General features: G+C 75.6%; 13 protein-coding genes. 6 read left to right on the top strand and 7 right to left on the bottom strand.

What is annotated here, in order from left to right; translation table 11 throughout:
- The first annotated feature begins 7 nt into the window (after window positions 1-7).
- On the top strand, window positions 8-721 hold the full coding sequence (hemQ, locus tag AB0447_RS09220) for a hydrogen peroxide-dependent heme synthase (RefSeq protein WP_351889993.1): 714 nt from the start codon (window positions 8-10) through the stop codon (window positions 719-721).
- Between the two features lie 113 nt (window positions 722-834).
- On the opposite strand, the gene AB0447_RS09225 is transcribed toward hemQ, so the two are convergent.
- The 4 genes from AB0447_RS09225 to AB0447_RS09240 all read right to left on the bottom strand — a co-directional run bounded on the left by AB0447_RS09225 (window position 835) and on the right by AB0447_RS09240 (window position 6215).
- On the bottom strand, window positions 835-2481 hold the full coding sequence (locus tag AB0447_RS09225) for an alpha/beta hydrolase (RefSeq protein ID WP_366475928.1): 1647 nt from the start codon (window positions 2479-2481) through the stop codon (window positions 835-837).
- An 87-nt stretch (window positions 2482-2568) separates the two neighbouring features.
- Complete coding sequence (locus tag AB0447_RS09230) at window positions 2569-3348, bottom strand: TIGR04222 domain-containing membrane protein (protein ID WP_366475929.1); 780 nt, start codon at window positions 3346-3348, stop codon at window positions 2569-2571.
- Between the two features lie 99 nt (window positions 3349-3447).
- The gene (locus tag AB0447_RS09235) at window positions 3448-4419 is read right to left on the bottom strand and encodes a TIGR04222 domain-containing membrane protein (RefSeq protein WP_366475930.1); all 972 of its coding nucleotides are present in this window, start codon (window positions 4417-4419) and stop codon (window positions 3448-3450) included.
- Window positions 4416-6215 (bottom strand): DUF692 family multinuclear iron-containing protein, encoded by a 1800-nt coding sequence (locus AB0447_RS09240; protein WP_366475931.1) that lies wholly within the window; start codon window positions 6213-6215, stop codon window positions 4416-4418. The genes AB0447_RS09235 and AB0447_RS09240 overlap by 4 nt, the downstream gene beginning before the upstream one ends.
- A gap of 242 nt (window positions 6216-6457) precedes the next feature.
- Between AB0447_RS09240 and AB0447_RS09245 the strand changes: the two genes are divergently transcribed.
- Complete coding sequence (locus AB0447_RS09245) at window positions 6458-6673, top strand: hypothetical protein (RefSeq protein ID WP_366475932.1); 216 nt, start codon at window positions 6458-6460, stop codon at window positions 6671-6673.
- A 52-nt stretch (window positions 6674-6725) separates the two neighbouring features.
- Here AB0447_RS09245 and AB0447_RS09250 read toward each other — a convergent pair whose 3' ends face one another.
- Window positions 6726-7472, bottom strand: coding sequence for an aminoacyl-tRNA hydrolase (locus AB0447_RS09250; RefSeq protein ID WP_366475933.1), 747 nt, complete (start codon window positions 7470-7472; stop codon window positions 6726-6728).
- Window positions 7473-7555: 83 nt separating this feature from the next.
- Here AB0447_RS09250 and AB0447_RS09255 point away from each other — a divergent pair, with 83 nt between their 5' ends.
- From AB0447_RS09255 to AB0447_RS09270, 4 genes are read left to right on the top strand one after another with little or no spacing between them, the layout of a single operon-like run.
- Window positions 7556-8227 (top strand): AIM24 family protein, encoded by a 672-nt coding sequence (locus tag AB0447_RS09255; protein WP_366475934.1) that lies wholly within the window; start codon window positions 7556-7558, stop codon window positions 8225-8227.
- A gap of 8 nt (window positions 8228-8235) precedes the next feature.
- The gene (locus tag AB0447_RS09260) at window positions 8236-9159 is read left to right on the top strand and encodes an ATP-binding cassette domain-containing protein (RefSeq protein ID WP_366475935.1); all 924 of its coding nucleotides are present in this window, start codon (window positions 8236-8238) and stop codon (window positions 9157-9159) included.
- A complete protein-coding gene (locus AB0447_RS09265; protein WP_366475936.1) occupies window positions 9156-9812 on the top strand; it encodes an ABC transporter in 657 nt (218 codons plus the stop codon). Before AB0447_RS09260 ends, AB0447_RS09265 begins: the two co-directional genes overlap by 4 nt.
- Window positions 9813-9826: 14 nt before the next feature.
- Window positions 9827-10009 (top strand): hypothetical protein, encoded by a 183-nt coding sequence (locus tag AB0447_RS09270; RefSeq protein WP_366475937.1) that lies wholly within the window; start codon window positions 9827-9829, stop codon window positions 10007-10009.
- A gap of 15 nt (window positions 10010-10024) precedes the next feature.
- On the opposite strand, the gene AB0447_RS09275 is transcribed toward AB0447_RS09270, so the two are convergent.
- Window positions 10025-10939: a polysaccharide deacetylase family protein gene (locus AB0447_RS09275; RefSeq protein WP_366475938.1), complete on the bottom strand. Its 915-nt coding sequence runs from the start codon at window positions 10937-10939 to the stop codon at window positions 10025-10027.
- Between the two features lie 90 nt (window positions 10940-11029).
- Window positions 11030-12373: an alkaline phosphatase PhoX gene (locus AB0447_RS09280; protein ID WP_366475939.1), complete on the bottom strand. Its 1344-nt coding sequence runs from the start codon at window positions 12371-12373 to the stop codon at window positions 11030-11032.
- Between the last annotated feature and the right edge of the window lie 3 nt (window positions 12374-12376).

Here is a 12376-nt window from a genome sequence, read left to right on the forward strand (position 1 = left end):
TGGATACATGACTGCACCGGAGAAGATCCCCAACGCGGGGAAGAAGGCCAAGGACCTCAACGAGGTCATTCGCTACACCCTGTGGTCCGTCTTCAAGCTGAAAGACGTGCTTCCGGAGGACCGCGCCGGCTACGCCGACGAGGTGCAGGAGCTGTTCGACCAGCTCGCGGCCAAGGACATCACCGTCCGCGGCACGTACGACGTGTCCGGCCTGCGCGCCGACGCCGACATCATGATCTGGTGGCACGCCGAGACCTCGGACGAGCTGCAGACCGCCTACAACCTGTTCCGCCGCACCAAGCTGGGCCGCGCCCTGGAGCCGGTGTGGTCGAACATGGCGCTGCACCGCCCCGCCGAGTTCAACAAGTCCCACATCCCGGCCTTCCTGGCCGACGAGGTCGCCCGCGACTACGTCAGCGTCTACCCGTTCGTGCGCTCGTACGACTGGTACCTGCTGCCCGACGAGGACCGCCGCCGGATGCTCGCCGACCACGGCAAGATGGCCCGCGGCTACCCCGACGTCCGCGCCAACACCGTCGCCTCCTTCTCGCTGGGCGACTACGAGTGGCTGCTCGCCTTCGAGGCCGACGAGCTGTACCGCATCGTCGACCTGATGCGTCACCTGCGCGCCTCCGAGGCCCGCATGCACGTCCGTGAAGAGGTGCCCTTCTACACCGGACGCCGCAAGTCCGTCGCCGATCTGGTGGCCGGGCTCGCCTGAGACCTCCCCTGGGGGGAAGGACCGGAGGACGACCACACCGCCAGGTGAGTGCCTCCGGTGGATCGGGAGGCCCTGCCCCCGAAACGACGCAGCCGGAGACCCCGCCCGGAAGTTCAGACGGCCGGAGGCAGCAGCGACCCGCGGGTCGCAGCTGCCCCGCCGTCCAGCGACACCGGTGCGGGCTCCGGATGCGGCGCACAGCCGGACCGCCGTCCCGCGGTGTGACCGGTCAGCAGATACCGCTCCAGATGCCGGTCCACGCAGGCGTTGCGGCCGCCCGCCACCCCGTGGGTGCCCGCCCCCCGCTCCGTGACCAGGGCCGCCTCCGGGCCGAGCCGCCGCTGGAGCTCCAGCGCCCCCCGGTACGGGGTGGCCGCGTCCCGTTCCGCCGCCAGGATCAGCGTCCGGGGCAGCCGGCCCGGCTGCCCGCCCACCTCCACCGGCTGCTGCCGGGGTGACACCGGCCAGTACGCGCACGGCAGGTTCAGCCAGGCGTTGGCCCAGGTCTCGAAGGGGGCCCGGCGCGCCAGTTCGGTGTGGTCGCGGTCCCAGACGGCGAAGTCGCCCGGCCAGGGCGCGTCGTTGCACAGCACCGCCGTGTAGACCGCGGTGGCGTTCTCGTCCGCCGCGGCCGCCGCAGGATCGGGGGCGGCCTGCTCCACCAGCGGCTTCGGATCCCCGGCCAGGAACGCGGTCAGGGCGGCCGCCCGCATCGGCCAGACCTCGTCGTAGTACGCCGCCTTCAGATAGGCGGCCTGGAGTTCCCCGGTGCCCACCACCCCGCCGGCCGGCCGCCGGGCCACCGCCTCCCGCACCTTCTCGTAGCTCGCCCGCACCGCAGCCGGGGTGGCGCCCAGCCGGTACGTGGTGTGGTGCCGGGCCGCCCAGGCCCGGAAGTCGTACCAGCGCCGTTCGAAGGCCGCGGACTGGCCCAGGTTGTTGCGGTACCAGATGCGCCGCGGATCGGGGTCGACCGCCGAGTCGAACACCATCCGGCGGACGTGCCCCGGGTAGAGGGTGGCGTACACCGCCCCGTAGTAGGTGCCGTACGAGGCGCCGAAGAAGCTCAGTTTGGGCTCGCCCAGGGCGGCCCGCAGGACGTGCAGGTCGCGGGCGTTGTTGAGGGTCGAGTAGTACGGCAGGGCAGCGCCCCCGCGCTCCGCGCAGCCCCGCGCGTAGGCCCGGGCCTCCGCGATCCGCTGCCGTTTGTACGCGGCCGAGGGCGCGGCCGGGACCTGGCGGGGAGCGCGGGCGTGGTCGTCGGCGGACCGGCAGGACAGCGGGGCGGAACCGCCCACTCCGCGGGGGGCGTAGCCGACCAGGTCGTAGGCGGCGGAGATCCGCTGCCACTCGGGGAGACCGGCCACCATCGGGAAGAACGTGCCCGAGGCGCCCGGCCCGCCGGGGTTGTAGACCAGCGCGCCCTGGCGGCGGGTGGTCCTGCGGCCGGTGGCGGGCACCCGGCTGACGGTCAGGGAGATTTGCGGGCCGTCCGGGCGGGCGTAGTCGAGCGGGACCCGCAGCAGCGCGCAGCGGACCGGGGCGGGCAGGCCTTCGGCGGCGGGGCAGGTACCGAAGGCGAGGGGGCGGGCGGCGGCCCGGCGGGCGGCGAGCTCGGCGCCGGCGCCCTCGGCGGTGTTGCGGGCGGGGATGGTCGTGGGGGTGGTCGTGGCCGCGCGGGCGGGGGCCGGGTCCGGGGCGCACAGGGTGAGGGAGAGCACCGCGGCGGCGGCTCCGTAGCGGGCGAGCGGAGTCCGCATGGCAGCGGCCCCTTTCTCATGTCATCGGATGGTCCGATCACAGGGCCGACCGCCCTCCATGTAAAGCAGGGCCGCCGGGTGTCGCGGTCAATGACCCCGTTGCCGCGGCAGGAGCCCCCGGTCGCCGGAGGACAGGGCGGCGCGCAGCCCCGGGTCGGTGACCGCGGACACCCCGCGGACGGCGACGGCGGCGAGATAGCCGTGGTCGGCCGAACGCAGCCCGGTCAGCAACCGCTCCCCGGCGGGGGAGGCCCAGGCGGAGTGCGTGGACATGTCGAACCGGGCCATCGCGAGGAGGGCCAGGGCCAGCAGCAGCGGCAGCCCGAACCAGCACAGGACCAGGGCGGTGTCGGTGCTGGCCGAGGGCATCGAGAGGGCGGCCGCGGTCATCGCGACCACCAGCAGGGCGGCGCCCCGCACCGCCCGGACGCCGGTGCCGAGGCCGGCCCGGACGCCCGGCGGCACGGCCAGTCCGGCCTCGCCGAGCTGCTCGGCGAGCCGGCGTACGGCCCGGTCCTCGGCGGCCGCGGTACGGACGGCCGCGACGGGGGACTGGCCGTCCGGGCCGATGGCGCCGAGCACGGACCGTTCGAGCGGGTCCCGGCCGACCGGATCCACCACGGTCGCCCAGCCCGTGTGCGCCAGCAGCAGGCGCCGCTCGCGCTCCATGGAGACCAGGGTGAGGTCGGCGACCCGGCGCGGGCCGCCGGCCAGATAGGCCGCCTCGTAGAGGTTCAGCTCGTCGTGGTGGTGGACGGTGACCGGGCCGGCGGCGGGCTCGGCGGCTTCGGTGGCTGCTCGCAGCAGGCAGGTGCCGGATATCAGCACTCCGGCCCAGGCCACGAGCAGGAACAGGACCCAGAACATTGGGGATGTCTACAAGACGTGGAACGTCCCAGGTCAGGGTGGTGCAGAGGTGTGAACAGGTCGTGATGAGCCCGTGATGAAGCGTCAGGAGCTGCTGCTTCAACCGGAACTGGACGAACTGCCGCAACCCGATCCGCCGGAACTGCTCGCACAGCTTGAGCCGCTTGAGCCGCCGGCGCAGCTCGACCAGCTCGAGCAGCCGGAACCGGAAGGGGAGCCGGAATCGCCGTTTCCACTCGCGCAGGAGCTGTTCCCGGCGGCGCACCACACCGACGGCAGCTGGCCGCCGTCGCCCGAGGAGGAGCGGGTGCCGCGGGACGGCGGCCGGGACCCGGGCCGGGGCCCGGGTCGGGGCCCCGGCGCGGTACGGACCAGCTGCATCCGCAGCAGCCGGTCGGGCACGGCGAGCGGCCCCTTCAGCGAAACGGCCACCCGCGGGTCCGGACTGTGCGCGTAGGCCCGGCGGTAGGCGTCCAGCGCCTGCCGGCCCGCCCGGGTGGTCCGGCTGCCGGCCGGCACGGCCAGCACCACGGCGGCGGCGATCCCCAGCAGCGGCGCGGGCAGCGCGGCCAGGGCCGGCCCGAGGTCGACGGCGGCGAGCACCGCGAGCGTGGGCAGGGCCAGGAAGCAGAGCACGGCCTGGACCGCCGCCCAGGTGCGCCAGCGGGACAGCGCCCGCGGCGCGCCCAGCAGCCCGCGCGCGGCGAGCCCTTCACCGGTCTCCCGGACCGCCGGGTGGGTCTGCGTCGCCGACCGCAGCGGGTACAGCGCGCCGCTCGCCGCCCCGCCGAACACCTCCAGCACGGCGCGTTCCACCGGGTCGTGCCCCTGGGCCCCGGTCCGCACCTGCACGATGCCGGGACCGCCGATCATCATCCGCCCGTCGTAGCAGAGCGAGACCAGCGCCGCGTCCACCACCCGGCGGGGGCCGCCGGTCAGGAACGCGGCCTCGGTGCTGTCCAGCAGCGCCGGCCGGGGCAGGGCCGGGCCCCGGGCCCGCCGGATGCCGAGGGCGGCGTACCCGGTGGAGCCGGCCACGGCCAGCCAGACCAGCACGGTGACCACGATCATGCGGCGGCCCTCCCCGGACGCGGGCCCAGTCCGAGCCGGCGGGTCCACCGGCCGAGCAGGCTGCGCGGCGGGCCGTCCGCCCGGTCCTGCCACCAGCGGGTGAGCCGGCGCCGGGCGGCCGGTTCCGCCGGCCGGCCGTGGACCAGCAGGTGCTCGGCGAAGTCCAGGGCGTCCCGCCGGTAGCCGCCGGTCATCGGCCGGTGCCGGGCATAGCCGGAGAAGGCCGACCGGAACGCGTCCGGGCCGCCGAGGATGCCGACGAGCTCGGGCGCGATCCTGCGCACCACCGAGGCCCGCTTGGCCACCAGCGCCCGGGCCTGCACCGCGACCCGCTGCCGGTCGAAACCCTCGGGCACCGGAGTTCCGGCGACGAGCGCGGACAGCAGCGCGATCTGCGCAACCCCGACCCGGCCACGTGCACCGTCGATCCCGACCGCCGCGGTGGGCGCGTCCGCGGCCACCGCTCCCGCCGCGGCCACCGGTCCGGGCGCGGCCACCGGATCGGCTGCGGCCACCGGCTCGGCCGCGGGCACCGGTCCGGGCGCGGGCACCGGTCCGGCTGCGGCCACCGGCGCGTCCGCGGGCACCGATCCGGCTGCGGCCACCGGTCCGGCTGCGCCCCCCGGTCCGGCTGCGCCCCCCGGTCCGGCCGCGACCGCCAGCCCTGCCGCGACCGCCAGCCCTGCCGCGGCCGCGCCGACCGTCCCGGCCGCGGTCACCGGTCCGGCCGCGACCGCCGACTCGACCCCGGGCGCGACGGCCGGCCGTGCCGCGGCCGCGCCGACCGGCCCGGCCTCGGGCGCGACCGCCGGCCCGGCCCCGGCTGCGACCGGCTCGGCCGCGGACTTTCCGTCCGCCGGCTGCCCGGCTCCGGCGGGGGACTTCCCGGCGGGCGACTGCCCGGCCGAGGTCCGCCCGGGCGGGAGCTCTCCGGCGGGGGGCTGCGCGGCTGTGGCCGGCCTCTTTGCGGACCGTCCGGCCGGGGCGGCCAGGACGGCGCGGATCGCGGCCAGTTCGCCCGCCAGTTCCGCCTCCGGCGGGAAGTCGTCGTCCCGTTCCAGCAGCACCCCCGGCGGGTCCACCCGCTCCCGCAGCTCGCCCAGCAGGTCGAGGACCTGCGGCGGCACCGGGTGGGCGTGCGTGTCGTGCCACACCCCGTCCCGCTCCACGCCGCCGGCCACATGGACGTACGCCAGGGCCTCCGGCGGCAGCGCGGCCAGCACGGACAGCGGGTCCTCGCCGCGGTTCACCCGGTTCGTGTGCAGGTTGGCCACGTCGATCAGCAGCCGTACGCCGGTCCGCTCCACCAGCTCGGCCAGGAACCGGCCCTCCGTCAGCTCCTCGCCGGGCCAGTTCACCAGCGCGGCGATGTTCTCCAGTGCCAGCGGCACCGGCAGCGCGTCCTGCGCGATCCGCACGTTCTCGCAGAGGACGTCCAAGGCGTCCCGCGTCCGCGGCACCGGCAGCAGGTGCCCGGCCTCCAGCACGGGCGAGGAGCTGCGGACGAACGCGATGTGCTCGGTGACCAGCGGGGCCCCCAGCGCCACCGCCCGCTCACCCAGGTCGGCCAGCCGGCCGGGATCCGGCCGGTCCGCCCCGCCGAGACCCAGCGAGACCCCGTGCGGGACCACCGTCACGCCGCGCTCGCGCAGCCGCAGCAGGGACTCGGGCAGGTGGCCGGGACACAGGTTCTCGGCCACCACCTCGACCCAGTCCAGTCCCGGCAGCCGCTCCACCGCCTCCGCGATCTCCGGCCGCCAGCCGATCCCCACCCCCAGGCGTGCCATGGGCTTCATGCCCCTCGCCCCCCTTCCATCGCTCCGTGCCGGTGTCATGACCCCGGCAGCGGGACGCCAATCGCAGCGGGAACGGTTTCAGAGCAACATTTGAGCTTCCGCGCGGGGTCCGGCGAAGGCGCAGGCATTCGGGTGGTCCAGGGCCGCGTCGGCCGCCCCGCCGGGCCGGGCTTCGCCATGCTGGGTCGGGAGCGGACCAGCCGCCCCACCCCCTTCTCCACCCCGGCGACAAGGAGCTCGGCATGGCTACGGACGCGGTCGTACGTTTCCTGAAGGCCCTGGACCCGGAGCACCGGGAGGCGGTCGGCGGGAAGCCGCGCGAGGAGCAGGAACGGCTCGCGGCCACCTGGGAGCGGGAACTGGAGTCCGACGACGAGCTGGACACCCTGGACGAGCTCTCCCCGCCGGCGGCGGAGGCCGAGGCGGCCCGCCGCGTCATGGAGCACGAAGCGGACTAGCGGGGCCGGGAGCGCGCCGCTGTCGACCCGTCCGCCGCCCGTCGGCCACCCCCTAGCGGGGCAGCCGGGTCCGCAGGGCCGGGTGGTCCGCCACCACCGTGCAGGAGCCCGGCGCGATCTCGGTGAAGCCGGCGTCCCGGACCAGCGGCAGGCCGCTCCCGGTCAGCTCCGCCCACCGCTCCGGCGCGGCCGTCCGTACGGCCAGCCGGAAACCGGACTCCCGCCACTCGGCGCGCTCCACGCCGCTCAGCTCCCACCAGGCCAGCTGCGCCGCATGCCCGGCCTGGGCCATGGACTTGCCGGCCGACATGTCCAGGTCCGGGTTGAGCCACAGCACCGGCACCCCGGGCCCGGCCGGGCCGACCGGCTCCGGGTCGTCCAGGTCGGTGCCCGACACCTGGAGCTTCACGAGCTCCTTCGGCCAGCCGTCCAGCGGCACCGGCGGGAACACCCGCACCTGTGCGCCCGCGCCCTCCACCGTGATGCCGGGCAGGGCCTCCGCCTTGCGCCACTCCGCGCCGCGCGCCCGCCGCACCACCTTGCGGATCCGGGCGTCCTGCCAGTCGCGGACCGCCTCGGCCCAGGCGCCCTCGCCGTGTGCCCGCTCGTCCGACAGCAGGACGAGCACCGCCCGGGCCGCCGTCTCCAGCGCGTCCGTCCGGGCGGGCGGTTCGCTCTTCTCGATCCGCACCACCAGGGGAAGGACGAACTGGGGTGCCTCGTCGCGGGCGATGCGCTCCTGCCGGAAGGGGCTGTCCGCCCCGACGGCCGGCCGGTCTTCGGTGTCGTTGCTGCTCACCCGCCCAAGGATGCCAGGGGAGGAGGCGGGTTCCGACTTCAGGAGGATGCCGGCGGCTCGGATGCCGGGCGAGGATCGAGGCCATGAAGAGCGATCTTTTCTCCGCCGAGCACCTCGCCCATCCCGCCACCGCCCCCGGTATGACCCTGCAGAACGCCAAGTCCGTCAAGTACGCCGTCAACGGGGAGATGCTGGCCCGTCAGGGTTCGATGATCGCCTTCCGCGGCAACCTGCAGTTCGAACGCAAGGGCCAGGGCATCGGCGGCATGCTCAAGCGGGCCGTCACCGGCGAGGGCCTGCCGCTGATGTCCGTCCGCGGCCAGGGCGAGGCCTGGTTCGCGCACGAGGCCGGCAACTGCTTCATCGTCGACGTCGAGCAGGGCGACGCGTTCACCGTCAACGGCCGCAACGTGCTCTGCTTCGACCCGACCCTCTCGTACGAGATCAGGACGGTGAAGGGCGCCGGCATGACCGGCGGCGGCCTCTTCAACAGCGTCTTCACCGGCCACGGCAAGCTCGCCCTGGTGTGCGACGGCAGCCCGATCGTCATCCCGGTCACCGCCCAGGCACCCGTGTACGTCGACACCGACGCGGTGGTCGGCTGGAGCGCGCAGCTGGAGACCGGCCTGCACCGCTCCCAGTCGGTGGGGTCGATGATCCGCGGCGGCTCCGGCGAGGCCGTCCAGCTGATGCTGCGCGGCGAGGGCTTCGTCATCGTCCGGCCCAGCGAGGTCGTCGAGACGACGGCCGGCTGAGCCACGCCGTGCTGCTCGCGAACGTGGGCCGCCGGTACGGAGCCCGGCGGCCCTGGGTACTGCGCGGGGTGGAACTCGAACTGCCCCGGGCCGCGCTCGTCCGGATCGAAGGCCGCAACGGCGGCGGCAAATCCACGCTGCTGCGGCTGGTCGCCGGGGTCGACTCGCCGTCCGAGGGCCGGATCACCGGCCGCCCGCGCCGCACCGCCTTCGTGCCCGAACGCTTCCCGGCGGCACTCCCGCTCACCGCGCTCGCCTACCTGACCCACCTCGGCCGGGTGCAGGGGCTCTCCCGCGGTGAGGCGGCCTCCCGGGCCGAGGTCTGGCTGGAGCGCTTCGGCGCGGCCGGTCACGCCCGCCGTCCGCTCGCCGAACTCTCCAAGGGCACCAGCCAGAAGGTGGCCGTGGCCCAGGCACTGCTGGCCGATCCCGGGCTGCTCGTCCTCGACGAGGCCTGGACCGGGCTGGACGTGCCCGCCCGCGCCGAGCTGGACCGCGCCGTCCTCGACCGCACCGCCGCCGGCGGCACGGTCGTCTTCGTCGACCACGACCCGCGGCGGCTCGCCGGGGTGCCCTGCGCCCGCTACCGCGTTCAGGGCGTCGCCGTACTGCCGGTGGCGGGGGACCGGGCGGCCGACGACCCGGCGGCGGGGAACCGGGCTGCGGCCGGCCACCCGGCAGCGGGGGACCGGGCGGTCGAGGGGCCCCGGGTACGGATCGAAGCGGTGGGGCCGCCGGGGGCCGCCGCACCGTCCTCGCTCGGTGCGGAGCCGATCGCCGGGCCGGCCCCCGGCGGCGGCATCGCCCTCACCGTCCCCGCCGCCCGCTCCGACGCGGTGCTGCGGGAGCTGCTGACCGCCGACCCGCCCTGGCACATCCGTGCGGTGTCTGCCCTCCCGGCGCCGGAACCGGTCATTCGGGAGACCCCGTGACGGCCCCTCTGCTCCGCTACCAGGGCGCCCTGCTGCTCCGCTCGCAGCGCTGGCTCGCGCCCCTGCTGCTGTACGCGGCCGTCCTCGTCGTCGGGTTCCGTCCGGGCGACCGGGTGCTCGACTCGCTGGGCTACGCCGCCGCCCCCCTGGTACCGGTGACCGCCTGGCTGGTGCGGGTCTGCGTCACCGTCGAGCCCGACGCCGCCCGCGACTGCGCGGCCGCCGCGGCCGGCGGGCCGGCACGGTTGCACGCGGCGGCCCTGCTGACCGCGGTCGACTGCGCGGTGCCCGCCGGGCTGGCGGCGGTCCTGGGCGTGCTGCTGCTCGGCGATCCGGGCCGGACGAACCTTCTCGCGGCGGCCCTGGCCGGGGTCTCGGCGGTGCTGGTGTGCGTACTGACCGGCGCCGCCGTCGGGGCGCTGTGCAGCAGACCGCTGCTGCGGGCCCCCGGGTACGCGATTCCGGCGGCGGTCCTGGGCAGCCTGCTGGCCCTGGTGGCCGACGGGTCCCCGGCGCAGGCCGCCGTGTCCGCGCTGGTCGGGGGCGCCCCTTCGGGCACCGTCGTGCTCTCGCCGGTACCGCCGGCGGCCGCGCTGCTGCTCGCGGCCGCCGCGGGCGCGGTGGCCTGCCGGCTCAGTGCCCGGCGCGGCTGAGTACGCTCGTACGCATGGACGAGAACGAGCCGTACTGTGCCGCGCCGGCCCGCCCCGCGGTGGTGGTGGCCGGGCCGCCGTACGCGGACTGTGTGGACTGCGGCAAGCCCACCGAGTACGGGGTGGCCACTCCGGGCCGGGTGCTCTGCCCGGTCTGCGAGTGGCAGGACGCGCAGCGCACCGCCTGCTCCGGCTGAGCCGCCGGAAACCTCTCAGGTCCCGATGAGTTCGGACACCTTCACGAAGCGGTAGCCGCGCTTGCGCAGCTCCGGGACGATCGTCCGGATGGCCTCCTCGGTGACCGGAGCAGCGCTGCGGGTGCAGTGCAGGACCACCACCGAGCCGGGCTTCACCCCGGCCAGCACCTGTTCCGCCACCGCGTCGGGATCCTTCGCGAAGGCGTCCCCGCTCACGACGTCCCACTGCACGGCGGTCACCTTGGCCGTGGACAGGGCGCGCAGCGCCTGGTCGTCGTAGCAGCCTCCGGGGAAGCGGAAGTACGGAACCGTGTTGACCGCGCCCGCCTTGCGGAACGCCTCGAAGGCCCGGTCCACGTCGGCGCGGGCGGCGGCGCCGTCGAGCGCGGGCAGCCCGTAGCAGGGCGTGGTGAAGGCGTGGTGGCTGTAGGAGTGGTTCGCGATCTCGAAGGCCGGATCGGTTCCGATGGACTTCGTCTGGTCCGGGTACTCCTCCGCCCACCGCCCGGTCATGAAGATGGTCGAGGGCACCTTGAGCCGGCGGAGGGTGTCGATCAGGGCGGGGTTGTCGAAACGTTCCCCCTGGGCTGCGCGCGGCCCCTGATCGGCGGTCATGTCGGCGTCGAAGGTGAGCGCGACGGTCTTGTCGGTCCGCTGCCGGGCCCGGGAGAAGACCGGGGCCAGGCCGTTCGGGCCGGGGGCGAGGGTCGGAGGCTTGGCGGGCGCCCCGCCACCGGCCCGCCCCGGGCCGGGCGCGGCGGACGCGCCGGGCGCGGCAGGTGCGGCGGCCGAGGAGGCCGGGGGAGAGCCGGTACGGGAGGTCTCGCGGCCGAGGTCGGCCTTCGACGACGTGCCGGCCCCGCCCGCACACCCGGCGAGGGCGGCACCGAGCACGGCAAGGGCTGCCACTTTGCGCACAGAAAGGGTCACGTACGCAAAATATATGATTATGTGCTCAGCGTATGGATGCGGCGCCCACGGGAGACCCCACGTCACCCCGCCGCACACTGCGGGCCGTTGTCAGCACCAGGGGCCGGTCACCGCGAACGTCGTGCCCGGGGTGTAGGCGTTGAGGAACATCGTCTCGCCGTCCGGTGAGAAGGTGACCCCCGCGAACTCCCCCCACTCCGGCACTTCCGCGGTGCCGAGGTTGTCCGCGTTGCGGGCCACCGGGTAGACCGTGCCGTCCCGGGTGACCCCCAGGACGTACTGGGCCCCGCCGCCGTCCTCGCACACCATCAGCCCGCCGCCCGGGGCCAGGCAGATGTTGTCCGGGGAATCGCCCGGCAGCCGGATGTCCGTGGCCGGGCCGAACAGCACCTCCAGGGTGATCCGGGCGTGCCGGGGGTCGTAGAACCAGACCTGGCCGAAGTGGTCCGCGGCAGCGCCCTCGCGGGCGCGGGCGTAGCTGGACACGAAGTACACCCCGGCCCCGCCCCAGTAGCAGCCCTCCAGCTTCTGCGCGTGCGTGATCCCGCCCCGGCCGAAGTCCTGGAGGCGGATCGGGGTGCTGGCCGCCGACGGGTCCGGCACCGGCACCCATTCGACCGGCAGGACCGTCCCCGGCTCGGTGACCTGCGCCAGGTCCGGCACCCCCGGCACCCGCATCGCCTCCAGCCGCCCGCCGGCCCGCAGCGAGCCCCGGCCGCCCAGCGGCAGTTCCGGCAGGAAGCGGTAGAACAGCCCGAAGGGCCGGACGAAGGCGTCCTCGGTCTCGTAGACGACCCCCCGGTACGGGTCGACCGCGACCGCCTCGTGGGCGAACCGGCCCAGCGCGGTGAGCGGGACCGCGCCCGTGCGGTGCGGTGCGGCGGGGTCCACCTCGAAGACGTACCCGTGGTCCTCGGCGTAGCCGTCCGTACCGGCCCGGTCCTCGGTCTCCTCGCAGGTCAGCCAGGTGTGCCAGGGGGTGCTGCCGCCGGCGCAGTTGACGGCGGTGCCGGCGATGCCGACCCGCTCGCCGGCGACCTCGCCCCGCTCGTCCAGGGTGAGCACCGTGCAGCCGCCCCGCGCGTACGGGTCGTACGTCAGCCCCTCGACGGTCGGGACCGGCAGCGCGGCCGTGGCCCGGTTCTCGTGGTTGCGGACCAGCCGGACCCGCCCGCCGCCGGCGGCGAACGCGCCCATGCCGTCGCAGTTGGCCGGAACCGGGCCCTCGCCGGAGCGCAGCGGGCTGCCGGCCCGGGACAGGACGCGGTACCGGAACCCCTCCGGCAGGTCCAGCAGCCCCTGCGGGTCGGGCAGCAGCGGCCCGTAGTCGGCCGGGGCGCGCGGTTCGGCCGCCGCCGGGGACCCGGTGAAGAGGGCGCCCAGCGCGCCGTGGAAGACGACCCCGGTCAGGATCTGACGTCGTGTCGTGGACATGCG

This window comes from Streptomyces sp. NPDC051211 (genome assembly GCF_040689505.1).
Taxonomy (GTDB): Bacteria; Actinomycetota; Actinomycetes; order Streptomycetales; family Streptomycetaceae; genus Streptomyces.